Source organism: Pandoraea sp. ISTKB (genome assembly GCF_001721285.1).
Lineage (GTDB): Bacteria > Pseudomonadota > Gammaproteobacteria > Burkholderiales > Burkholderiaceae > Pandoraea > Pandoraea capi.
The window spans coordinates 1-22,470 of record NZ_MAOS01000041.1 but is presented as its reverse complement, the minus strand read 5'-3'; the positions used below and the strand labels follow the sequence as shown (position 1 = coordinate 22,470).

21 protein-coding genes, 1 tRNA gene and 1 pseudogene are annotated in these 22,470 nt (G+C 60.1%); 14 read left to right on the top strand and 9 right to left on the bottom strand.

From position 1 onward, the window contains the following. Positions 1-77: 77 nt before the first annotated feature. Positions 78-755: a guanylate kinase gene (gene gmk / locus A9762_RS16400; protein ID WP_069343082.1), complete on the bottom strand. Its 678-nt coding sequence runs from the start codon at positions 753-755 to the stop codon at positions 78-80. A 5-nt stretch (positions 756-760) separates the two neighbouring features. Then, on the bottom strand, positions 761-1,690 hold the full coding sequence (locus tag A9762_RS16395; RefSeq protein WP_069343081.1) for a YicC/YloC family endoribonuclease: 930 nt from the start codon (positions 1,688-1,690) through the stop codon (positions 761-763). Between the two features lie 259 nt (positions 1,691-1,949). Here A9762_RS16395 and rph point away from each other — a divergent pair, with 259 nt between their 5' ends. The 3 genes from rph to hemW are packed head-to-tail and all read left to right on the top strand — an operon-like array spanning position 1,950 to position 4,533. Beyond that, on the top strand, positions 1,950-2,678 hold the full coding sequence (gene rph, locus A9762_RS16390; protein ID WP_069343080.1) for a ribonuclease PH: 729 nt from the start codon (positions 1,950-1,952) through the stop codon (positions 2,676-2,678). A 2-nt stretch (positions 2,679-2,680) separates the two neighbouring features. Beyond that, the gene (gene rdgB, locus A9762_RS16385) at positions 2,681-3,298 is read left to right on the top strand and encodes an RdgB/HAM1 family non-canonical purine NTP pyrophosphatase (protein ID WP_069343079.1); all 618 of its coding nucleotides are present in this window, start codon (positions 2,681-2,683) and stop codon (positions 3,296-3,298) included. 5 nt (positions 3,299-3,303) lie between these two features. Continuing rightward, complete coding sequence (hemW, locus tag A9762_RS16380; RefSeq protein WP_069343078.1) at positions 3,304-4,533, top strand: radical SAM family heme chaperone HemW; 1,230 nt, start codon at positions 3,304-3,306, stop codon at positions 4,531-4,533. Between the two features lie 115 nt (positions 4,534-4,648). Here the strand turns inward: hemW and A9762_RS16375 are convergent, their stop codons facing one another. Continuing rightward, positions 4,649-6,388, bottom strand: a complete 1,740-nt coding sequence (locus A9762_RS16375; protein ID WP_139133257.1) for an acyl-CoA synthetase — start codon at positions 6,386-6,388, stop codon at positions 4,649-4,651. A 325-nt stretch (positions 6,389-6,713) separates the two neighbouring features. Here A9762_RS16375 and A9762_RS16370 point away from each other — a divergent pair. Both A9762_RS16370 and A9762_RS28925 read left to right on the top strand, forming a co-directional pair. Further along, positions 6,714-6,803: transfer RNA gene (locus A9762_RS16370), tRNA-Ser, on the top strand. A 341-nt stretch (positions 6,804-7,144) separates the two neighbouring features. After that, positions 7,145-7,333, top strand: a complete 189-nt coding sequence (locus tag A9762_RS28925; RefSeq protein ID WP_069343076.1) for a hypothetical protein — start codon at positions 7,145-7,147, stop codon at positions 7,331-7,333. 73 nt (positions 7,334-7,406) lie between these two features. On the opposite strand, the gene A9762_RS16355 is transcribed toward A9762_RS28925, so the two are convergent. Beyond that, positions 7,407-8,042, bottom strand: a complete 636-nt coding sequence (locus A9762_RS16355; protein WP_069343075.1) for a hypothetical protein — start codon at positions 8,040-8,042, stop codon at positions 7,407-7,409. A 318-nt stretch (positions 8,043-8,360) separates the two neighbouring features. Between A9762_RS16355 and mobV the strand changes: the two genes are divergently transcribed. After that, positions 8,361-9,089 carry a MobV family relaxase gene (mobV, locus tag A9762_RS16345; protein ID WP_083253992.1) on the top strand — a complete coding sequence of 243 codons (729 nt, stop codon included), beginning with the start codon at positions 8,361-8,363 and terminating at the stop codon, positions 9,087-9,089. 240 nt (positions 9,090-9,329) lie between these two features. On the opposite strand, the gene cadR is transcribed toward mobV, so the two are convergent. Beyond that, on the bottom strand, positions 9,330-9,761 hold the full coding sequence (gene cadR / locus A9762_RS16340; protein WP_069343072.1) for a Cd(II)/Pb(II)-responsive transcriptional regulator: 432 nt from the start codon (positions 9,759-9,761) through the stop codon (positions 9,330-9,332). A gap of 88 nt (positions 9,762-9,849) precedes the next feature. On the opposite strand from cadR, the gene A9762_RS16335 reads away from it, so the two are divergent. Continuing rightward, the gene (locus tag A9762_RS16335; RefSeq protein WP_069343071.1) at positions 9,850-10,326 is read left to right on the top strand and encodes a heavy metal-associated domain-containing protein; all 477 of its coding nucleotides are present in this window, start codon (positions 9,850-9,852) and stop codon (positions 10,324-10,326) included. Positions 10,327-10,655: 329 nt separating this feature from the next. Beyond that, positions 10,656-12,287 (top strand): NRAMP family divalent metal transporter, encoded by a 1,632-nt coding sequence (locus A9762_RS16330; RefSeq protein WP_069343070.1) that lies wholly within the window; start codon positions 10,656-10,658, stop codon positions 12,285-12,287. Positions 12,288-12,489: 202 nt separating this feature from the next. Here the strand turns inward: A9762_RS16330 and A9762_RS16325 are convergent, their stop codons facing one another. From A9762_RS16325 to A9762_RS16310, 4 genes are all read right to left on the bottom strand, one after another. Beyond that, on the bottom strand, positions 12,490-14,307 hold the full coding sequence (locus A9762_RS16325; protein WP_069343069.1) for a methyl-accepting chemotaxis protein: 1,818 nt from the start codon (positions 14,305-14,307) through the stop codon (positions 12,490-12,492). A 118-nt stretch (positions 14,308-14,425) separates the two neighbouring features. Beyond that, a complete protein-coding gene (gene trxB / locus A9762_RS16320) occupies positions 14,426-15,370 on the bottom strand; it encodes a thioredoxin-disulfide reductase (protein WP_170836257.1) in 945 nt (314 codons plus the stop codon). 51 nt (positions 15,371-15,421) lie between these two features. Then, a complete protein-coding gene (locus A9762_RS16315) occupies positions 15,422-16,360 on the bottom strand; it encodes a GntR family transcriptional regulator (protein ID WP_069343068.1) in 939 nt (312 codons plus the stop codon). Position 16,361: 1 nt separating this feature from the next. Beyond that, positions 16,362-17,117 carry a glutaredoxin domain-containing protein gene (locus A9762_RS16310; protein WP_170836256.1) on the bottom strand — a complete coding sequence of 252 codons (756 nt, stop codon included), beginning with the start codon at positions 17,115-17,117 and terminating at the stop codon, positions 16,362-16,364. A 364-nt stretch (positions 17,118-17,481) separates the two neighbouring features. Between A9762_RS16310 and A9762_RS16305 the strand changes: the two genes are divergently transcribed. The 6 genes and pseudogenes from A9762_RS16305 to A9762_RS16285 all read left to right on the top strand — a co-directional run bounded on the left by A9762_RS16305 (position 17,482) and on the right by A9762_RS16285 (position 22,212). Next, positions 17,482-18,450 (top strand): ornithine cyclodeaminase family protein, encoded by a 969-nt coding sequence (locus tag A9762_RS16305; RefSeq protein WP_069343066.1) that lies wholly within the window; start codon positions 17,482-17,484, stop codon positions 18,448-18,450. Beyond that, entirely contained in the window at positions 18,437-19,624 is a 1,188-nt protein-coding gene (locus A9762_RS16300) for a PrpF domain-containing protein (protein ID WP_069343065.1), read from the top strand. Before A9762_RS16305 ends, A9762_RS16300 begins: the two co-directional genes overlap by 14 nt. Before the next feature lie 59 nt (positions 19,625-19,683). Then, complete coding sequence (locus tag A9762_RS16295; RefSeq protein ID WP_069343064.1) at positions 19,684-21,021, top strand: dicarboxylate/amino acid:cation symporter; 1,338 nt, start codon at positions 19,684-19,686, stop codon at positions 21,019-21,021. Positions 21,022-21,076: 55 nt separating this feature from the next. Then, positions 21,077-21,157: pseudogene (locus A9762_RS29225) on the top strand (trans-aconitate 2-methyltransferase); the annotation flags it as partial. 20 nt (positions 21,158-21,177) lie between these two features. Beyond that, entirely contained in the window at positions 21,178-21,819 is a 642-nt protein-coding gene (locus A9762_RS16290) for a glutathione S-transferase family protein (RefSeq protein WP_069343120.1), read from the top strand. A gap of 9 nt (positions 21,820-21,828) precedes the next feature. Beyond that, a complete protein-coding gene (locus A9762_RS16285; RefSeq protein ID WP_069343063.1) occupies positions 21,829-22,212 on the top strand; it encodes a Rid family hydrolase in 384 nt (127 codons plus the stop codon). Positions 22,213-22,470 lie beyond the last annotated feature (258 nt).

Here is a 22,470-nt window from a genome sequence, read left to right as displayed (position 1 = left end):
AAAGCGTATTCTATCGCAGCCGGCGCAGACACGCGCAAAACGCGCGCACCACGCGAAGGCCGCTTGTCCTGCGGGTGTTACTGATGTTCGCTCGGCGCGTGGATGTCCAGATCCGTGAACAACGTCTTGTGCCGCGCGTACTGCGAAGCAAAGCGCAGACGCACCGCGGTGAAGACCGATTGCAGTTGATCGAGCGCGCGCTGGAATTCGTCGTTGATGATGATGAAATCCGCCTCGGGCGCGTGAGCAATTTCACCGCCTGCGGCCAGAAGACGTCGCGCAATCACTTTGGGCTCGTCGGTCCCCCGCTTCTTCAAACGCTCTTCGAGCGCCTCGATGGACGGTGGCAGAATGAAGATGCCCACGGCATTCGAAAAGCGCTTACGCACCTGCTGTGCGCCCTGCCAGTCGATCTCCAGCAGCACGTCCCGGCCCTCGCGCATCTGATCTTCGATCCACACACGCGAGGTGCCGTAATAGTTGCCGTGCACTTCCGCGCTTTCCAGAAATTCGCCGCGCTTGCGGCGCTCCAGAAACTGCTCGACCGAGACGAAGTTGTAATGCACGCCCTCTTCCTCGTTGGGACGCGGTGCGCGCGTAGTACTCGAGATCGACAGGCGAATGTCGCTGTCCTGCGCGAGCAGGGCATTGACGAGCGTGGATTTGCCCGCGCCCGAGGGGGCGACCACCATGAACAGATTGCCGGGATACTCGGCATGCAGGGGGCTATGCGGGGCTTGGGATGGCGAAGACATACGACTTACTCCAGGTTCTGCACTTGCTCGCGCATCTGCTCGATGTAGAGCTTGAGCTCCATCGAGGCATCCGCGAGTTCCTTCGAGGCCGCCTTCGAGCCGAGCGTATTCGCTTCGCGATTGAGCTCCTGCATCATGAAGTCGAGCCGTTTGCCGACCAATCCTCCCTTGTCGAGGATGTGGCGGGTTTCCTTCAGGTGAGCGTCGAGTCGCGTGAGTTCTTCCGCAACGTCGATGCGCACGCCGTACATCGTCACTTCCTGACGAATACGTTCTGCGATTTCTTCCTTGCCCGGCGGAACCGAACCTTCCGGCACGACGACGCCCAGCGCTTCCTGAAGGCGATCGACGATTTTCTGCTGATGGCGCGAGATCAGTTCCGGCACAAGCGGTTGCAGGCCGGTGAGGATCGTCTCCATCTTTTCGATGCGCTCGATCAGGCTCGCCTTGAGTTGCGCGCCCTCGCGCTTGCGCACGTCCACGAGATCGCCGATGGCCGTACGGCCCGCATCGATCACCGCGTCGCGCAGCGCTTCGGCCGTTACCGACTCTTCGCCCAGCACGCCCGGCCAGCGCAGGATTTCGCCCGTGCGCATGCGTTCGGCATCCGGGAAGAGCGCGAGCACTTGCTGTTCGAGATCGGCGAGTCGTTTGACGGCGCCGAGATTCAGCGCGCCGTTCGTGCCGTTCTCGGGACGTTGCACGTTGATACGGATATCGACCTTGCCGCGTGAGAGTTTCGCGGTGAGCGCTTCGCGCAGCACCGGTTCGCACGCCCGCGCTTCTTCGGGCATGCGGAATGCCAGATCGAGGAAGCGCGAATTGACCGTGCGCAATTCGACCGACACGCTCGCGCCTGCGGCTCCATCGGCATGCGCAATGTCGCGCGTGACGCTGGCGTAGCCGGTCATACTGAAGATATTGTTGTCTTTCATCGGGGTGACCGGTACCACAGCGCCGTGACAGAATTTTCGCGGAACAATGCGGCGACCGGTTTCGCATGCAATGGATGAAACGCGATTATCGCATTTTCCGGCCCAAGGCTCCCGATCAGGCTCCCGATTCCGCCCAGATTGAACGCGCGATTGCGCTGCCGAATCGAACTGCGGCGACATGACGTGCAGGCCAGCCGATGGCGTTTAGCGATACCATTCGGGTATTGCCGCATAAATTCACCTCGCAGGACACTCACTCATGACGCAAATCACCCGCCCGGACGGCCGTGCGCAAGACGCATTGCGCCCCGTGCGCATCACCCGCCAATACACCCGCTACGCCGAAGGTTCGGTGCTGATCGAATGCGGCGAGACGAAGGTCATCTGCACCGCCAGCGTCGAAGAAAAAGTGCCGGGCTTCCTGCGCGATTCCGGCCAGGGCTGGCTCACGGCCGAGTACGGCATGCTGCCGCGCGCCACGCACACCCGTGGCGACCGCGAAGCCGCGCGTGGCAAGCAAAGCGGCCGCACGCAGGAAATTCAGCGCCTGATCGGCCGTTCGCTGCGCGCCGTGTTCGACCTGGAGAAGTTCGGCCCGCGCACGATCCAGATCGACTGCGACGTCATTCAGGCCGACGGCGGCACGCGTTGCGCGTCGATCACCGGCGCATTCGTCGCCGCGCACGACGCCGTCTCGAAGCTCATCGCCGACGGCAAGCTTGAAACGTCCCCGATCCGCGCGCATGTCGCAGCCGTCTCCGTCGGCTTGTATCAGGGCCAGCCGGTCCTCGATCTGAACTACGTCGAAGACTCCGCGTGCGATACCGACATGAACGTCATCATGACGAGCCAAGGCGGTTTCGTCGAAATTCAGGGCACTGCAGAAGGTGAACCTTTCACGCGTGCACAAAGCAATGTGCTGCTCGATCTGGCCGACGCCGGCATTCGTCAACTGATCGACGCGCAGAAGCGCGCGCTGGGAGTCTGACGATGGCCATGCAGAAGATCGTGCTGGCCTCGAACAACCCGGGCAAGCTGCGCGAGTTCGCGTCGCTGTTCGAGCCGCTCGGCATCGAGCTCGTGCCGCAGGGCATGCTCGGTGTGTCCGAAGCCGAGGAGCCGCACGTTACCTTCATCGAGAATGCGCTGACGAAGGCGCGTCACGCGGCGGCGGCAACCGGTCTGCCGGCATTGGCGGACGACTCGGGGCTGTGCGTGCCGATTCTCGGCGGGGCGCCCGGCGTCTATTCCGCCCGTTACGCCGCGCGTGCCGGACGCGAAAAATCGGATGCCGCGAACAACCGTCATCTGATCGAACAGCTGGCGCCGCACGCTGATCAACCCGGATATCGCGACGCCTACTACTTCGCCGCACTGGTGCTCGTGCGTCATGCAGAAGATCCGCAACCGATCATTGCAGAAGGTCGTTGGGATGGGGAAATCGTTGATGTGGCGCGCGGTGCGCATGGCTTCGGCTACGATCCGCACTTCCTCATCCGTTCGCTGAATCAGACGGCTGCCGAGCTGGATCCTGCCGTCAAAAACGCCCACAGCCATCGTGCACGCGCGTTGCGCGTACTGCTGGAAAAGCTGGGGCGGGAGGCGTAAGCAGCATGAGCGGTATCCCTCAGTCCGTGCTGCCCGTGCAGAACTTCCTGCGGCCCGGCAAGATCAGTTTGCCGGCGTTGCCGCCGATGTCGCTGTACGTGCATTTCCCGTGGTGCGTGCGCAAATGTCCGTACTGCGATTTCAACTCGCACGAGTGGCGTGGTGACGGCGGTGCGCAGGCGTTCCCGGAGCAGGCCTATCTCGACGCGTTGCGTCAGGATCTCGAACAGGCACTGCCACTGGTGTGGGGACGTCCGGTGCATACCGTCTTCATCGGCGGCGGCACGCCGAGCCTGCTGTCGGCGGCCGGGCTGGACCGTCTGCTTTCGGATCTGCGCGCCCTGCTGCCGCTCGATGCCGACGCCGAAATCACGATGGAAGCGAACCCCGGCACCTTCGAGGCGGACAAATTCCGCAGCTTCCGTGCGAGCGGCATCAACCGGTTGTCCATCGGGATTCAGAGCTTCAACAGCGAACATCTGAAGGCGCTCGGCCGCATTCACGATGGCGACGAAGCGCGTCACGCCATCGAGATCGCGCAGGCGAACTTCGACAACTTCAACCTCGATCTGATGTTCGCGCTGCCGAACCAGACACTGGCGCAATGTCAGCAGGACGTGGAGACGGCGATCTCGTTCGCGCCGCCCCATTTGTCGCTGTATCACCTCACGCTCGAACCCAACACGCAGTTCCATAAGTACCCGCCGACCGTGCCGGACGACGATACGGCAGCCGATATGCAGGACTGGATTGCAGAGCGCACGGCCGCCGCGGGGTACGGGCGTTATGAAGTGTCGGCATACGCGCAGCCTCACCGACGCGCGAAGCACAATCTGAATTATTGGGAATTCGGGGACTATCTCGGCATCGGCGCGGGTGCGCACAGCAAGATTTCGTTTCCCCATCGCGTATTGCGGCAGGTGCGTCACAAGCATCCGCAGCGGTATATGGAGACGGCGGCGACGGGCAATGCCATTCAGGAAGAGCGCGAGGTAGACGCGCGCGATTTGCCGTTCGAATTCATGCTCAACGCGTTGCGTCTGACCGATGGCGTGAAGAGCGAGATATTCGCCGACCGCACCGGTCTGCCGATGGCGAAGATCGGCAAGGTGCTGGCTGCGGGCGTCGAGAAAGGTCTGCTCGTGGACGATCCGCAACGCATTGCCCCGACCGAGTTGGGACAGCGCTTCCTGAACGATCTTCAGGAGATGTTCCTCGACAGGGACGACAAGTAAGCGTCTGACGATGGCATTGACGAAAACGGCGGGACATCTTCATCGGAGATGTTCCGCCGTTTGATTTAGTGCCTCGATGCAGGTCGTCGGCGCGCCGTTCAGGGTCAACGGCCCGTCACCCCAACGCCGCTCCCATCTCCCGTAAGGCTTTGCGAATGATCTTGCCGGTGACAGTCATCGGCAGTTCCGGCAGAAAGACGACCTTGCGCGGATACTCGTGCGCCGCAAGTCGGTTCTTCACGAACGTCTGGATTTCCCTGGCGAGCGTCTCGGACGGCTCGTGGCCTTCCCTCAGCACCACGAAGGCCTTCACGATCTCGGTTCGCAATTCGTCCGGCTCGCCGATCACGGCGGCAAACTGCACCGACGGATGGCGAATCAGGCAGTCCTCGATCGGCCCCGGGCCGATGCGATAGCCTGCGCTGGTGATCACGTCGTCCGAGCGGCCGGTGAACGTGATGTAGCCGTTATCGTCGACGAACCCCGAGTCGCCCGTGAGCAGGAAATCACCGCGATATTTGTCCATCGTGGCGTCGGGGTTATGCCAGTAGCCGAGGAACATGACCGGGTTGGGCCGTGCGATGGCGATGTTGCCGACCGCGCCGATGGGCAGCGGCGTGCCCTCGTCGTCGACGATGGTGACGTCATGCCCGCGCACCGCGCGCCCGATCGCGCCCGGGAGTGCCGGGAATTCGGCCGCGCACGACGACACGACCATATTGCACTCCGTCTGCCCGTAGAACTCGTTGATATCGACGCCGAGGTGTTCGCGTCCCCATGCCAGCAGCTCGGGGCCGAGCGACTCGCCGCCGCTGGCGACCGAGCGCAGTTGCAGCGGCCAGTGCGTGCGCGGCGCCTCCACCGTGCGCAGCATCTTGAGCGCGGTCGGCGGCAGGAAGGTGTTGCGCACGCCGTGGCGCGCCATCAGATCGAATGCGGCGACGGGGTCGAACTTTTCGAAGCGTCGTGACAGGACCGGCACGCCGTGATGCAGCGCCGGCAGCAGCACGTCGAGCAACCCGCCGATCCAGGCCCAGTCTGCGGGCGTCCAGATCAGATCCCCGTCCTGCGGAAACCCGTTGTGCGACGTCTCCACGCCGGGCAAGTGACCGAGCAACACCCGGTGCGCGTGCAGGGCGCCCTTCGGTTTGCCGGTGGTCCCGGAGGTGTAGATGATCAGCGCGGGGGCGTCGGCGCGTGTCTGGACGGGTTCAAAGTGGGCATCGCGCTGCACGATGGCCGGCCACAGGGCGAGCAGGCCGTCTTCGGCGACACCCCAGTCCTGATCGTCGGACACGTGGTGATGGGCTTCGGGGAGGTCGTCATGGACGACATACACGAGGCGCAGATCGGGCAATTCGGCGCGAATGTCGTCGATCTTGCCGATGCTGGCGAGGTCGGTGACGAGGACGGCGGCGCCGGAGTTTTGCAGGCGATAGGCGAGCGCTTCGGGTCCGAAGAGCGTGAAGAGCGGCACGGCGATGGCGCCGAGCTTGTAGGCGGCGACGTGGGCGACGAGGGTCGCGGGCGACTGCGGCAGGAAGATGCCGATACGGTCACCGGCTTTGACGCCGTTAGCGCGCCATTCGTTGGCGAGTTGGTTCGAGAGTTGTTTGAGGGTGTCGAACGTGAGGCGCACGTGCGAGCCGTCGCCACTTTCGTGGACGAGTGCCAGGCGGTTGGTGCCGTCCGCCCATTTGTCGCAGACATCGACGCCGATGTTGTAGAGGGTGGGAATCTGCCAGATGAAGGCCTTGGCAGTCTGGGCGTCGTCGGTTGGGGCGATCGCCTTGCGCTCGCCACTGGCGTCATTTGACGTCTCTTGGGCGGGGGCGCGGGAGGTGTCGGCATCCATGCGGTGTCTCCGGGTCATGTCTGGCCTCGCACGGTAACGCCGGGGGCGTACACCGCACGTCATTGGGGCATGATGCATGCCGGACGAAGACAAGACAAGGGGGACGGGGGGTAAGCGTAGGGAAAGCGAGGAAATTAGCGGGGTGTGAGGCGATTTAGGTGGAATGAAGGCTTCACATGATGGAATGAGCAGGTATAATGCGCGCTGCCGTGCGGTACCGGCCTGCGCCGGGATTCCGACGCCGATTTCCCCGGACCGCACGCATCTCAAGCCATCGCAGGGATGGCATCCCAAAGCCACGACCCCGCGTCGTGCGCAACGCCCCGGAGGCGTGCCAGAGTGGTTTAATGGACCGGTCTTGAAAACCGGCGAAGGGGTAACCCTTCCGTGAGTTCGAATCTCACCGCCTCCGCCAGATAAAGCCAAGTCGTTGATTTGCCGATATAGCAGGGAGTTCTTCACCCTGACGGGTACAAATGATCGGTACACAACGGCGGCGCAAGGTTCGGTCAGCACAGGATGCTGACATGCCTCTCTACATGCGCAAAGACGTCCACGGTTACAAGTTCGTCCGACCCATTCCCAAAAACTTGCGAGACCATCTCGGCAAGGCCAATTTCATCAAGCGTTTGGGTCCAGACAGCCCGGGAGCGTAGCCGGTACTGCGGCACTAAAGCCTTCCCTCTGATGCCAGCCATGGGGCTGTCAGCGAGCTATACATATAAGCCACATCGGCCACTCTATGGAGCTTGCAACATGTCCCCACTCACCTACAAAACTGTCCTACATACGGGCCTAAGCCTGTCTGCGGCCGTCGTCATGGCCATTCTCGAAATTGGTCTCGGTAGCGTGCTGTTTCAGCCCGTCCAGGCTGTCTCCATGCCTCTGCTTGTCGTCGCCCTGCTGGGCAATTTTCTTATCGCCATGACCATGCCGACAAGGTGACTTTTACTCGCGTAGCAAAAACCGCCGCCATGGGCGGTTTTTGCTTTGCTATGCAGAGCGACGATTCTTTTGACTATTGAGACGGATGGTCTATGAATTGATATTGTGCGATTGCCTCGCGATGCCCCAAAGTCGCGCCGACGATAATCGCCAAGACCAAAATTCCTAGCAAGACTGGTTTCTTGGAGCGATTCCGGACTCCGGCATCAAAGTAAAGAATGCTAAATGCCGTTACAACCCCTTGGCACGCCAAAGCCAGGAGATATCTCTTTAAAGTTATACCGTTCCGATACGGCACCCAATCCGCCCCCTCATTTATTCCAATATTAAAATTCGTGGGCGTCAGGTAATCATAGCAATACCAAGTCACAATCGAAATCAACGGAATCGCAAGACCAATAAAGATATACGAATAACGACCAAACCGAGGATAAAGAATTCGCGCCATCAATCCCTGAATAAACTGGGATGGGGAAAACACAATAAATACGCCAATTATAGCTATCACACCGATTAAAAACGGAAACAATACCATCATCAAACCAGCATTACTTTTGGACCTATTTGGATTCCCGTGAATGAAGTCAATTAATATCAACGAAACCACAATGGATATTGCCGCCATCAATGCCGAAAAGATTGCAATCCAAAGCAAGCTTTTGACAAAAAAATATCCACCACCATATTTTTCTTCTTTCTTGATATTCATATGCAACCCCGAGAAATCAAACTCCGCCCATTAAGAGCGCTGCCGCTCTTAATGGCAGCCTCATCGAAAGAGGTTGATGAGGTGTGGTTGTTACCTGCGCTGCGATTGTCGATGATTTAAACCACGATGTCGAACGTCAGTTCTTGGCCAGACACTGTCCCGACACGAATGCTGATGACAGAGCCTCCCGCCGCATAGCGGCGGCGAACGACAATTTCTTCGAAATTGTGTAGTGAGTCCACATTCCTGAACACACGGCCATCTGGTCGAGCTATACCGAATGTGTCCAACTCACCTATCCGAACGATGGTATAGGCAATTCTCCGGGCAACAAAACTGAAGACCACGACCGGCATTCGGCGATCCATCGCGCACGCTTTTCGCGATAACGACACGCCGAACGCCGATGCAACCCGCACAAGTGGCAACAGTCACATCGGCGCATCATCAACAGCAGAGGCCCTTGAAGCGCTCCAAATCCGGCTCGAAACCGTCGGCAAGGTTCGCTCGAATGCCGTTCTTGCGGTCGAATATCTAGTAACAGCGAGCCCAGATGCAATGCGCCAGAAGACGCGCGAGCAACAGGACGCGTACTTCTCCGACACGCTGGAGTGGATTCGCGCGAAACACGGAGCCGAAAACGTCTTTTATGCAGAAATTCACCGTGACGAAACTACGCCGCACCTATACGCGTATGTCGTACCCATCGACTCTCGCGGACGCCTTAATTGCCGCGCTTTCCTCGGCGGCGCGAAAGCGCTCACCCAGATGCAAACCAATTTCGCACAACAAGTTGGCTACCCGCACTGCCTTGAGCGCGGCATCGAAAAAAGTAAGGCTAAACACATGGAGATTCGCCGCTGGAATGGTCAGCAGAACGCCATGGAAACCAGACTGGAGGCGACCAGCAGGAGACTGACTGGGATGACCAACGTAACGGCCAAGCTCGCTCGCGCGCTCATTGAACACAACCCGCACGTCGCTACCGAACTGGGCTTCGTGCGCCAAAGGCGGCAACCAGAAACGACGACAGGGCGAGAAATGTAGCCGGCACCTAGTCGTTCACCGGACCGTTAAGGCCAGAATTTCTGGGCTTTCTTGAGCGAGATTGCCGACCGATGTGAGCATGCGCTCCGCAACCTTTTCAGGGCTGAGCCACAAACTTAAAACCCTGCCTGGATTGGCATTTTAGAAAAGCGCCCGTCCATATCGACGGCGTTTCTACGCGACGAAATACTCAGCGCTCACGCCTCGCACCCAGAATGCGAGTCCACGGCGCGGCGCATGCTACCGGAGATGTGTGTTTCCCTTCGGATCGACAGCGCCATCCATATCGGTGAGCCCTCGCAATATCCCGCAGATCTCCCCTTCGCTCTCGCGGCCACACCGCGCGTAAATCGCCTGAAGTTGCGCTTTGAGACGCGTGAGTTCCTTGAGGCGAACGTCCACATGTTCGATGTGGTCGAGCAACAAGTCACCGATTGCCCCGCACGCGCTCTCCACGCCGTCCACCGCCTCGAGCAACGCGCGAATCTCCTCATGCGTCATGTCTAGCGAACGGCAGTTCCGGATGAATCGCAGACGCTCGAGATGCGCACGCGTGTAACTCCGATAGTTGCTCTCGTTGCGTTGCGGGGCCGGCAACAAGCCTTGATTCTCGTAAAACCGAACGGTCTCGGTCGTGCAGCGCGCAGCCTTTGCAAGCTCACCAATTTTCATCGCGTTCTCCCTGCTTCGCGCCACATTGCTTGACCTTGAAGTGGCTTCATGGTGTGAACTACGCACCAAGTTTAGTGGAGACGTGATCATGAAGTACACCTCATTCGATGTCGACCGTCGCGGCATTGTGACCATCCAGGTACCCGCTCCCGATTGCCTGCTCGATGAATGGCGAGCGTTGGCGGCACCGGCACACGCTTCGCATCACTCAGAAGACATCGTGCCCGCGAAGTCAATGCCAATGTCGGGCGACCCCGATGGCAAGGACATTCGGACATCGCTTCGCGTAAGACAAATGGACTGTCCGGCGGAGATGCTTCGCATCAATGCAAGTCTTGATGGCGTTCGGGGGTTGCGGAACGTAGACCTGGATATGGAGCAGCGCCGGATCACCGTGGTGCATAGCCCGGAAGCGTTAAAGACGATCCTCCACATCCTTTCCAACATGAATGTCCACGCCGAATTGCCCGCACCAGCGCCCGCCGTCGATCCCGAAACACCGATCGCTCGGACGCGCCTTCATCAGTTGGCGAACCGCCTCCTGCGCATCTTGCGAGGCAATTGACACTCGCCAAACGAAGCCCCTCTCACCCCAAAGGAGAACCTGATGCCCGACAGTGACAGTAGTGACTTAACTCGCCGAAGCAAGAGCATCTAGAGTCGGTTTGATTCACCGGCCTCCCGACATTTGTTCCCGCAAGGCTCACTGAATTTCGACGGCAAGTCTTCAGCTTGCTGCCCGTTCGAGTGACGCCTTCGGCAGGAAGCATTGTCTGCGCCGCGCTGTCCGTGACGCGCACTCAAGGCGTCGCGCCTGATACGCCAACCGCCATCGAACCGACTCGAGATCGCTCATGAACACCAGCCACGCCACACGTATTGGGAATGTGATTCATGCAGAAAGAAACTCAACAAGTCGCCGTGCTCGATGACGCACACATCGGCGACATTCGCGGAGCGCTCGGCACCATCGCCCACGGCGATGTCGCTGCCCGCCGCACCTGGTGGCACCGTTTCAGAACGTTGCTCGCCATTATTGGACCGGGTCTTATCGTCATGGTCGGCGACAACGATGCCGGCGCCTTCAGTACTTACGCACAAGCAGGGCAAAACTACGGCACCACACTGCTGTGGACGCTCGCCTTGCTGATCCCCGTGCTCTACGTCAATCAGGAAATGGTGCTGCGTTTGGGAGCCGTCACCGGCGTTGGACACGCCCGGCTGATTCTTGAACGGTTCGGCAAGTTCTGGGGAGCCTTCAGCGCCATCGATTTGTTCATACTCAACGCCTTGACGCTAGTCACCGAGTTCATTGGCATTTCGCTCGCCTTGAATTATCTCGGTGTTCCGAAGGTCCCCGGCGTCATTGCCTCGGCGGGACTCATCATGCTCGCCGTCAGCACGGGCGACTTCCGGCGTTTCGAGCGATTCTCTCTTACGCTGGTCTTCGCCAGCATGCTGCTTATCCCCGTATTGGTGATGGTTCACCCACCGATGGCTCAGATTGGTCGCGACTTGCTAGTGCCGGGCTTTCCGGCGGGAGAGAAGCTCAGCGACGTGATGCTGCTTATCATTGGCATTGTCGGAACCACCGTCGCGCCGTGGCAACTGTTCTTCCAGCAGAGCTACGTGATCGACAAACGTGTGACGCCACGGTTCATCCGTTATGAGCGTGCCGACCTTTGGCTGGGTATCGTCCTCGTCATCATCGGCGCCGTCGCCATCATCGCGATTTCCGCCGAGATCTTCGTCAATCGTCCAGAGTTCGGGAATTTCCAGGACGCAGGCGCAGTGGCTGCGGCCTTGGCCAAGTATCACAGCCCCCTGGCCGGCACACTCTTCTCTATCGCGTTGATCGATGCCAGTCTGATCGGTGCATCGGCGGTCTCGCTTTCGACGGCATACGCGGTCGCAGATGTGCTTAGCCTGAAGCACTCGCTGCATCGCAAACCGACCGATGCCAAGGCGTTTTACGGGATCTATTCGCTCCTGATCGCTGCGGCAGCCGCGCTCGTGCTAATCCCCGGGGTTCCGCTCGGTTTGCTCACGAACGCTGTCCAAACGCTGGCCGGCGTGCTGCTGCCAAGCGCATCCGTCTTCCTTCTTTTGCTTTGCAACGACAAGGAAGTCCTCGGGCCGTGGGTGAACAAGCGCTTCACCAACGTCTTTACCGGCATCATCGTGTCGGTCCTGGTGATGCTCTCCATCATTCTGACCGCCGCAGTGATGTGGCCGGACATCTCTGGCAGCACGATCACCAGCATCCTCATCGGCGGCAGTGTCGTCGGGATATTCGTGGTCGCCGCGACACAATTCCCGACACCCAAGCGCAACGGTCGCGTTGGCTCGGCCACGACGTCGACGCGCGTTGACGATCCCAGCAAGTGGCGCATGCCACCGCTGCATCAGCTCAAGCCGCTCACGATGTCGCTGAGCAACAAGGTCTGGCTGGGTGTGCTGCGTGTCTATCTGCTGGTGGCAGTCGGAATGGTGGTCTACAAAGTCATTGAAGTCACAACATCCTGAGGCCTCACTAACCGACGCTGATCGGGCGTTGTACGACCGATCAGCGTCCCCCCCCCCACGATTACGAGATGTTGTCCGTTGGCGTCACGGCCCATGGAACCGATATTTGGCGTCGATCTCGTCGGACATGTCGCACATGATTTGACGCCGAAGGGTCTCCGCGACGCGAACCGCCTCGATCGCTCCGATACATGCACGAGCGTTATGCGCCCAACGCCGCGTGCAGCCGAAACGTCGAAACCGCTTCGTTGAGATTCTGGGTCTGCTCACGCAGCGAAGTCGCGGCAGCCGACGCTTGCTCGACGAGCGCCGCGTTCTGCTGAGTCGCGTGATCCATCTGTCCGATCGCTGCATTGACTTGCTCAATGCCCGCACTCTGCTGCTCGGACGCCAGCGAAATTTCCCCCATGAGGGAAGTCAGGTTGGAAACTGCGGTAATGATGTCCGACATCGTCTTGCCGGCGCGTTCGACAAGCTCGGTGCCCGCTCCGACACGGCTCACGGAGTCGTCGATCAGGGACTTGATCTGGGTGGCAGCAGATGCGGAGCGCTGGGCGAGACTGCGCACCTCCCCCGCAACGACAGCGAACCCTCGCCCGTCGCTGCCGGCCCGCGCGGCTTCGACCGCTGCGTTCAGGGCAAGAATATTGGTCTGGAACGCAATGCCCTCGATAACTGCGGTGATCTCAGCGATCCGTTTGGCGCTGTCGTGAATGGCCCCCATCGTCTCGACGACTTGCCCCATGACTTCGCCGCCATGCCCCGCCACGTTCGACGCCTTGGCGGCAAGCCCTCTCGCTTCTTGCGCGTTGTCACTCGTTTGCCTGACCATGTTGGTCAGTTGCTCCATGCTCGACGCCGTCTCCTCGAGCGAGGCCGCCTGCGCTTCCGTTCGCTTGGAAAGGTCGTCGTTACCCGCGGCAATTTCCGTGGCTGCGACGCTCACTTCGTCACTGCCGCCTTTGACACGTACCAGCACCGCCGTGAGCTTGTCGGCAAATGCATTGAAGGACCGGGCGATCTGCGCCACTTCGTCCCGCCCGTCAGCAGGCAACCGCTGCGTCAGGTCACCGTCTCCCGAACCGATGGCGTCCATGGCATCGCGCACGACAGAGAGGCGACGGAATATCTTCGTGACGAGAACCGTCAGAACCAGTGCCGCCAGGCCGCCTGTCATGACGAGCACGATCAACGACGTAGCGACGAGCGAACGTAATCCGGTATTGGCGTCGGCCGCGTCCAACGCGAGGAGGAGCGCCCAGTCCGTTCCTGCCACGCCTTGACGAAACAGCAGCTTCCGCTTGCCATCGATCGTCACGGAAAGCGGCGTGTCCGGCGCTGCACTCAACTGTGCAAGCGCCGCCGCACTCAGTTCGGACGATAACGTTGAGACCGGTGCCAGCGTCAGATTTCGATCCGGATGGACGATCACCGATCCCGTCGCATCCACCAGGAAACCAAAACTTGCAGCGGTGGGGTGAATCACGTCAACGTTGGCGGCGACGCTTTCCATGCTCATGTCGCCGGCGACAACGCCGACAATCTCGCTGCCTCGGACGATCGGCGACGCAAACGTCACGATCAATTTCCCCGTGCTCGAACTGACATAGGGGGCCGTGAGCAGCGGCTTGCCAAGCTTGATCACTTGCAGATACCAGGGGCGCTGCGTCGGGTCGTAATCGGCTTTGACGCCAGCACGATCAGATGTGACAAACCGCTTGTCGGGGTAGCCGGCGTAGACTTTGGTAAAGCCGCCGGCCGCCGCCATCTTCGCAAAAGCCGGCGCTGGATCGTCGGTCATTGCGACATCGCGCATGGAATCGATTAAGTGACCTTTGGCGGCGACCCACTCGTCAATCGCGATCCGATGCCCCCGCAATACGGCTTGCGCCGTCTGGCGGATTTGTTCGTCGTTGTAGTTGCGTGTTACCCAATAGTTAGCGCTCCCGGCGATAACCAGTGCGAGCACGACGATGAAGACGCACACGGCGGAAATCAAAGTTCGAATTGAAGAAATCATGAGTGACGGCTGACTGCGAAGTGGGTTTGCCAATCCATGGCAAGGACAAAAAAAGGGCGCCGATCGCATGCGACGCCGGCGCCCTTCTCGTCATGTTCTGCGCTTGATGCGCCGCGGTTTACTCCAAAGCCTCCAAATAGCGTTGAGCATCCAGCGCCGCCATACATCCGGACCCTGCACTGGTGATCGCCTGGCGATAGATATGGTCTTGAACGTCCCCTGCAGCGAACACCCCCTGAATGCTCGTTTGCGTGGCCAATCCCTGATGACCGCCCCGGGTCACGAGATAACCGTTACACATGTCGAGTTGACCGTCGAAGAGATCGGTGTTCGGCTTATGACCGATGGCGATAAACACGCCTTGCAGAGAAAGTTCGCTAATCGAATTCGTCCCGAGATCGCGAACCCGCAACGCATTGACCCCCGACTCGTCACCCAGCACTTCCTCCAGCACGTGATTCCAGCGAAGGTCGATTCGTCCCGACCGTACTTTCTCCATGAGTCGATCCACGAGAATGGGCTCGGCGCGAAATCGGTCACGACGATGGATGACCGTCACCTTGCTGGCGATGTTCGAGAGGTTGAGCGCCTCTTCGACCGCAGTGTTCCCGCCACCGACGACAGCGACGTGCAGTCCCTGGTAGAAAAAGCCGTCGCAGGTCGAACAGGCAGACACGCCTCTCCCCATGAACTGCTGCTCGGACGACAGGCCCAGATACTGCGCCGACGCACCGGTCGCCACAATCAGGGAATCGCAACTGTACGATCCGAAGTCGCCCGTCAACTTGAACGGTCGGGCACTGAGATCCACACGTCGAATCTGGTCCGACACGATCTCGGTCCGGAATCGCTCCGCGTGCTCCTGAAATCGCTGCATCAGCGCGGGGCCTTGCACACCCGCGCCATCTGCGGGCCAGTTCTCGACGTCAAGCGTCGACATCAATTGCCCGCCTTGCGTCGGGCCGGTCACCAACAACGGAGATAGGTTTGCACGGGCGGCATATACCGCAGCGGTATAGCCGGCCGGGCCGGACCCGAGAATCAGCACCTTGGCATGTTTCATCTGTGAAATCTGCAACAGTAGTGCGAGGTCGAGCGGATCCGACCCGCAGAATTAGTTCAAATCGGGGCGCTGCGCACTACCGCGCTCGCCCGCTGCGAATGCCGGGCCCGCTTGCTCGGCAATGTGTCGACCGGACTCGATGTGGTCACGCATCAACGTCGCGGCAAACCGCAGATTCCCAGCCTCAATGGCATCAAGGATCGCCAGATGCTCCAGCGCGTCTTGACGCCTCGGTTCGCGTGCCCTGTCTTTTCGGTATTCGATCAGCCGACGCATCCGATGAATGCGACGCACCGCCTGCGAGAAGAAACGGTTGTTCGACCAGTCGGCCAGCGCCTCGTGAAACTCACGATTCGCCTCGAAGAGATCCAACGGACTCATCGTGCGATAGCCGTCTTCCGCCACGTGCTGCTGCCGCTTTCGCAGCGCCAGCAACTCGTCGGACTTGACGACGAACGTCGGCGACAGCAACGCAGCCGGTTCTACCGCGCTTCGAAACACGTAGCTCTCTTCGTAGGCACTCAGCGAGTCGATCATCGGCATGAACTGCCATCCGTGTCCGACCGAGCGCTCAACCCACCCTTCTTGCTGCATCGTCGACAGAACACGCAGCACGGCGGTTCTCGGCGCATCGAAGCGGCGCATGAGTTCCGCTTCCGAAACGATCTCGGGCAAGTCGTTGGCGAGACGTGCGCGCGCCATCGCGAGATAGAGCGCGTCGTCAGGCTGAATGCCAAGACCATCGTCGATATCGGACGGTGGGCGAGCGATTGAGAATCCGCGATTGGCGTCGTAACTCAGCGCGCCAATGGCGCTCAAATGCCGCAAAGCCACATTGACGGGCGACCGTGAGGTACCGATTCGTGTCGCGAGACTCGATTCGTTCAAACGGTCACCGACCGCCAACGCGTCCTTCCTGGTGATCGCTACGATTTCGCGTACGACACGCTGTTGCGTCGGGGTCAATGGGGTTTCCGGCAGATCGGTCATCTTATTGCCACAGGGCTTGAGGGATCGGGAGCCCGACGAACATGTCGGGATTGATCCGCGATTTTACGCCGGGCACCGCCGCCCCCAGCGTGTGATCGAGCTGACGCGCGTGCTGCGCCGTGTGCCACGTGCTGCGCTCGATCACGGTAGCGGCATCCTGCGGCCCGTAATACGTCTCTATGCTGAAGTCGCAATGCTTGTCGGCCTGCTTTTCCCACCACCGGGCATGGCGCGCAATGATCGGATCGGCATAGGCAAGCAGATCGGGCACCGTTCTGATGTGATCCAGTACTGCGTCCGTCACTTCACGCGTATCGGTCATCCCCTCCTCCACCGACAGCAGGAAGCTGTCTGCGATCTGGAAGATGTGATAGCTCAACTGGCAGTAGGTGCGATCCCGCTCCGCCACCGGACGTTGATCGATGAGCGCATCGGGAATCTGTGCGATCAATGCGCGCGCCGTGTGCAGAAAGTATGTCCAGCGCTGCAACAGTTCCGGCACCGGCAAACGTTGATGATCCAGCTTCTTGCCCACGAACGTCGCAACGTCATTGAGCGACTGACCGAAAATCGACTCGTCGCCGCGGATCAGCACCGGCACGCTTCGAATCCCGCGCTTCGCCAACTCCCGGAATGCCTCCGGCTGCTCCTGAATGTTGATGGCCTCGAACGGCACGTTGAGTTGCGTCAGCAACTCCTTCACTTTCACGCAACTGGAGCAACCCGGTTGCCAATACACCCGCAATGCTTCCGACATGATGAACATCTCCTTCCTTGGGGACGAGGCAATACCTCTTGCCTGATGAATGAAGGCAACCCGACGAGCGATAGCCTCACACCGTCGAATTGCGTTTTTTGTGAGTATAAAACGCAATAAAAAAAACAACAAGCCGTGTTTTCTTGGCAACAGGTCAGCAAGTTCTCGGGGAGCGCCGGCCTACAATCGACAATCAAATTTCAATCAAACACCTGATAAATAACGAATAATCATCGCCACCACTGTTGATCTGGCGCACGTTCATTTTTGTTTTCTTGACATTCGCAGAACGACACCCCATTCTGAATCCTGGATACAGTATTCGCAAAGCGCGAAGACACGATCCCAGACAAGGAACGGATAGATGCTTCACATCACAGATGAATTGGTAGACGCGCACGTTACGGCCGCAGACGCCCAAACGACGTTGCGAGAGAGCTTTCTCGCGTTCGGTCGTGGCGACGCGGCAATGCAAGCCCGCGTTCGCACGGAGGCAAATGGCGTCAAGCTATCGACGCTCGGGGCCGTCATACCGACGCAAGACGTCGTCGGCGCCAAGGTTTACACGACGATTTCAGGCCAATTTTCGTTCGTGATCGTTCTCTTCTCGGCACGTGACGGCAAGCCACTCGCAGTACTCGATGCCAATGCCATCACACGCCTGCGCACTGCGGCGTGCTCGGTGATTGCTGCGAAACAGTTCGCGATCCCCGGGTCTGCCACCCTTGCGCTCTTCGGCGCCGGAATCCAGGGCCGCCAGCATGCTGTCCAGCTGTCCCGCGCGTTTCCGATCGAGCAGATACTGCTCCATGACCCGTACGTGTCGGCAGATGCCATTGCAGAACTTGCGAACGCGTGCGACGTGCCTGTGCACGTCAGCGCGCCACAGCCGGCGGTCGAACAGGCCGATATCGTGGTGACGGCATCACGGTCGCAGACCCCGCTGTTCGACGGCGCCTGGCTCAAGCCCAACGCGTTCGTCGCCGCCATCGGATCGAGCCTGCCCACGACGCGGGAATTGAACGATGTCGCCCTTGCGCGCGCTTCCCGGGTGGTTGTCGAGTGGAAACCCCAAGCGACAAGCGAAGCGGGCGACATCATTCTGGCGGCGAAGGCCGTCCTTCCGGATGAGAAGCTCATCGAGCTTGCCGACGCTCTGGCAATGCCGGCCGATGCCCCGCCCCCCGGCCATCACGGCATCGTTGTTTACAAATCGGTGGGCGTCGGGCTGGAAGATATCGCCATTGCCGGACTCGCCTACCTACGCGTGACCGAGTCCGCCGGCATGTCGACGCGCGCACTGCTTCAGGAGACGGTCCATGCGCCAAGGTAATCTCGCCATCCCGGCCGTCTATGTGCGCGGCGGCACCAGCCGGGCTGTCGTGTTCAAACGGGACGACCTCCCTGCGGACCGCCATGCGTGGCCCGACATCTTCCGCGCAGTGCTCGGCAGCCCCGATCCCGAGAGTAAGCAGCTCGACGGTTTAGGGGGCGGCATCACATCCCTCTCGAAGATCGCGGTCCTTTCTCCCTCCGCGCGAGCCGGCATTGACGTCGACTACTTCTTCGCCCAGATCGACCCGAAGACCGGGGCCGTCTTGCTTGGCGCCAACTGCGGCAACATCTCATCGGCCGTGGGCCCATATGCGGTAGATGAAGGCTGGGTACTTCCCGGCCACGGCGAGACGACCGTGCGCATCTTCAACGAGAACACATGCACGCGGATCGTTGCGCGATTCGATAACAGCGCGCCGACGCAATCGTTCATCGCCATCTCGGGCGTTGCCGGGCAAGGCTCGCCAATCTCGCTGACGTTCGAGCACCCGGGCGGCTCGATGGTCGGAGAAACGTTTCCGACGGGACACCCGGTCGACGAACTCCGTGTGCCGGATGGGCAAGTGCTCGCAGCCACGCTGATCGACGTCAGCATTCCTTGTGTGATCGTAGATGCCAGGGCTTTCGGCCTGCGTGGCGACGAGTCATACGGCGCGCTGAGCGCACGCGCCGACATCACACAGCGATTGACCGACGTGAGATGTGCGGCGGCTGTCGCGATGGGCTGCGCCAAGACGTGGGATGAAGCGAGAAGCACATACAAGAACGTGCCCGACGTTGTGTTGGTGTCGTGTCCCGACAGTTCGGAAACCGGCATTCGCGCGAGATTCTATTCCTGCGATCAACCGCATCGCGCCGCACCGGTCACGTCAGCGATGGCGCTCGCTGCGGCTGCCTGCATCCCCGGCACGCTCGCACATGCGGCAATGCGCCACGCAGGCGAACCGGGTGTTGCGCCCCGGCATGCCACCGGCATCGTCGATATTCAGCATCCGTCGGGCGTCATGCGCGTTGAGGCCGACATCGATCCTCATGACGGGCAAGTGATGTCGACATCGATTCTGCGCACCGCGCGACGAATCATGGAGGGTCGAGTCCTCGTGCCCGCCCACCTGCACGACATGCACGACGTTAACGAAGCGCCGAGCACATTCGCCACATCCACCCAATAAATGCGTCAAAGGCCGACGAAGCGTTCGGCCACGCGATATCCATGCTTCCGGAGACAAACATGAAGCGTCATCACCTTTCCACTTACATATTCATCGGGTTGATCCTCGGCGTCATCGCGGGATACCTGATCAACATCTACATTCCGCCAGGGGCGAAGAACAAGGAAATCGCCGATAGTTTCAGCGTCATTGCCGATGTCTTCCTTCGGCTCATCAAGATGGTCATCGCACCGCTCGTGTTCAGCGGCATCGTCACGGGCATGACGAACAGCGACGGTCCCAAAGAACTGGGGCGCATTGGCGGCAAGGCCATGTTGTGGTTCATTGTCGCGTCGTTCGTGTCGCTGGGTCTCGGCATGACGTTATCCAACCTTTACGGTCTGGGCGACGGCGTAAAGATGCCGCACTCCGGCGTGCCCGTGGAGTTCAACGGCGCCGTTTTCAGCATGAAAGCCATGGTCTCCAAGATCGTGCCGCAAAGCATCGCGCAGGCCATGGCACAGAACGAAATCATGGCCATCTTGCTGTTCTCGGTGTTCTTCGGCTTCGGCCTGTCTGCCGTGTGTAAAGCGAACGCGACGAAATCGTTGGTGCCTGTGCTCGAAGAAGTGTTCCAGGTCATGATGAAGATGGCGCGCTATGTCATGTACTTCGCACCGATTGGCGTGTTCGCGGCGGTCACCTCTGCCATTGCTCAGCACGGCATTTCGGTGTTGCTCGTGTACGGGAAGTTTGTCGGAGGCGTCTACAGCGGCTTCCTGCTGCTCGGCGTGTTGATCATGTGTGCAGGCTATGCCTTTCTCGGACGGAAGGTTTTCGAACTGATCAAGTCGCTGCGCGAGCCACTGCTGGTCGGCTTCTCGACGGCAAGCAGCGAGGCCGCGTTGCCGAAACTGCTCGAACGGCTCGAGAAGTTCGGTGTACCGCGCAAGATCAGCACGTTCATTCTCCCGCTGGCTTACTCGTTCAACCTCGACGGCGCGATGATGTATCAGGCGTTCGCCACCATCTTCCTCGTCCAGGCGTATCACATCGACGTCACCCTCTCTCAGCAAATCGGCATGCTCCTCGTGATGCTGATTGCCAGTAAAGGCAGCGCAGGCGTGCCGCGGGGCTCCCTCGTCATTCTCACGGCAATGCTGCCGACGTTCGGGATTCCCGTGGAAGGCGTTGTCCTGCTGCTGGCGGTGGACATCTTCGTGGACATGGGCCGCACCGTCACGAACTTGCTCGGCAACGGCGTTGCCGCTGCAGCCCTTGCCAAGTGGGAATCGAAGCATGTTCCCAAGGAAGCCCCGCAACCCGACCTGCTGCACGCTGCGCACACGCCGAGTTTGCCTGCGCACCCTATCGAGCATCCGACGGGACTCGTCTCCAATCAAGGCACGCTGCGTTGATTGGACCGGTAAGGGGGGCGTCTGCAAAAGCAAGCGCCCCCGGGCGGGCCGGGGCATCGCGCACGCCTACCCTGCATTGCCGGACGGAACCGTGGTGCTTCCCTTTGCCCGCCTGTTTATCGTAGCAACCCGATGAACGTCATCAGAACACTCATCATGCAAGATGCCTTTCGTGTGCGCCCGACTCCCGAGCCCTTGACGGTTTGGGGACGCCTCAATTCCCTGAACGTACAGCGTGTTCTGTTCTGCGCCTCCGATTTACAACTTCCGGTGCACCACGTCCCCGTCGGCGGAAATAGTGGCGGTCTGGACACCCCCGAGTTCCTCGCCCTGAATCCCAATCGCCTCGTGCCGACGCTCAAGGACGGGCCGTTCGTCATTTGGGAATCGAACACCATCGTTCGATATCTCTGCCGTGCATATGGACACGAGATCGGGGACGCTCGTGACTTAGCGTTACAGGACCGCTGGATGGACTGGTACGGCAGCGAGATCGGCACCCATATGACCGCCCTGTGGGGCTACCTCAAACGAGGAAAGACCTTGCCGGCCGCTGCTGAAGAACACCATTGGCGCAGAGCCACTGCGTTATGGCGGATTCTCGCTGAGTCCCTGGAAACCACACGATTCATCGGTGGCAAACATCCAGGCATCGCCGACTACGCGCTAGGGCCTGCCGTTCAGCGCTGGCACGAAATGGCGCCGTTAGTCAGCATCCCCCGCAGTCTGACGCGCTGGCACGAAGCACTCAGTCTGCGCCCGTCATATCAGACGTATGTATTAAACGCCCCACTGTAAGAGACCCGTATGTTTCCTATCGAACGATTCAACACCACTGAAAAGCTGAGCAAGGCCGTCGCTTCAGGTTCATTTATCTTCGTTTCCGGGCAAGTCCCCGACAACGCTGCGGCGTCTGCTTATGACCAAACGCTTGAGGCCATGCACAAGGTCGGGAAGTATCTGGAGGTCGCTGGAGGGAACAGCTCGTCGATGTTGCTCGCCGTATTGTTCGTCAAAGATCTCGAGAATCTGGAGGAGATCAATCGTGCCTGGGGCGACTGGCTTCCCGCCGGCGTTGCCCCCGCACGTGCTTGCGTGCAGGCAACACCCGCCTCGTCGCAGTTCGCGCTCCAGGTCTTCGCTGTAGGTCAAAAGGCCATCATGACCGGCGACGCGGCCGCGTCGGATTGATAAGGTCAGCCCTCTTGCGCATGACATCGTGATCGCCCTCGGGCGATCGCGTCGCTTTTGCGCACATGTTTATCAAGTTCGACCACGGCGAGACCAACGATGCGATTGCGTCGATAAATGACGCGTGTGCCGTTTGATGCCGCGGTGCCAACCAATGACGCCAATTGGCACGAGGAAGTGCGTTGCCATGGCAGGAGATCTTATGAAAATCGGCATTCCCGCCGAAACGCTTGCCGGCGAATCCCGTGTCGCGGCCAC

Coding starts and splice junctions, on each gene's coding strand:
- A9762_RS16335 (WP_069343071.1), top strand. CDS start 9,850: ATGAAGTACACCTCATTCGATGTCGACCGTCGCGGCATTGTGACCATC.
- A9762_RS16330 (WP_069343070.1), top strand. CDS start 10,656: ATGCAGAAAGAAACTCAACAAGTCGCCGTGCTCGATGACGCACACATC.
- rph (WP_069343080.1), top strand. CDS start 1,950: ATGACGCAAATCACCCGCCCGGACGGCCGTGCGCAAGACGCATTGCGC.
- A9762_RS16310 (WP_170836256.1), bottom strand. CDS start 17,117: ATGTCGGAAGCATTGCGGGTGTATTGGCAACCGGGTTGCTCCAGTTGC.
- A9762_RS16290 (WP_069343120.1), top strand. CDS start 21,178: ATGCAAGATGCCTTTCGTGTGCGCCCGACTCCCGAGCCCTTGACGGTT.
- trxB (WP_170836257.1), bottom strand. CDS start 15,370: ATGAAACATGCCAAGGTGCTGATTCTCGGGTCCGGCCCGGCCGGCTAT.
- A9762_RS16285 (WP_069343063.1), top strand. CDS start 21,829: ATGTTTCCTATCGAACGATTCAACACCACTGAAAAGCTGAGCAAGGCC.
- A9762_RS16375 (WP_139133257.1), bottom strand. CDS start 6,388: ATGGATGCCGACACCTCCCGCGCCCCCGCCCAAGAGACGTCAAATGAC.
- A9762_RS16315 (WP_069343068.1), bottom strand. CDS start 16,360: ATGACCGATCTGCCGGAAACCCCATTGACCCCGACGCAACAGCGTGTC.
- hemW (WP_069343078.1), top strand. CDS start 3,304: ATGAGCGGTATCCCTCAGTCCGTGCTGCCCGTGCAGAACTTCCTGCGG.
- A9762_RS16300 (WP_069343065.1), top strand. CDS start 18,437: ATGCGCCAAGGTAATCTCGCCATCCCGGCCGTCTATGTGCGCGGCGGC.
- rdgB (WP_069343079.1), top strand. CDS start 2,681: ATGGCCATGCAGAAGATCGTGCTGGCCTCGAACAACCCGGGCAAGCTG.
- A9762_RS16295 (WP_069343064.1), top strand. CDS start 19,684: ATGAAGCGTCATCACCTTTCCACTTACATATTCATCGGGTTGATCCTC.
- gmk (WP_069343082.1), bottom strand. CDS start 755: ATGTCTTCGCCATCCCAAGCCCCGCATAGCCCCCTGCATGCCGAGTAT.
- A9762_RS28925 (WP_069343076.1), top strand. CDS start 7,145: ATGTCCCCACTCACCTACAAAACTGTCCTACATACGGGCCTAAGCCTG.
- A9762_RS16395 (WP_069343081.1), bottom strand. CDS start 1,690: ATGAAAGACAACAATATCTTCAGTATGACCGGCTACGCCAGCGTCACG.
- A9762_RS16355 (WP_069343075.1), bottom strand. CDS start 8,042: ATGAATATCAAGAAAGAAGAAAAATATGGTGGTGGATATTTTTTTGTC.
- A9762_RS16325 (WP_069343069.1), bottom strand. CDS start 14,307: ATGATTTCTTCAATTCGAACTTTGATTTCCGCCGTGTGCGTCTTCATC.
- A9762_RS16305 (WP_069343066.1), top strand. CDS start 17,482: ATGCTTCACATCACAGATGAATTGGTAGACGCGCACGTTACGGCCGCA.
- cadR (WP_069343072.1), bottom strand. CDS start 9,761: ATGAAAATTGGTGAGCTTGCAAAGGCTGCGCGCTGCACGACCGAGACC.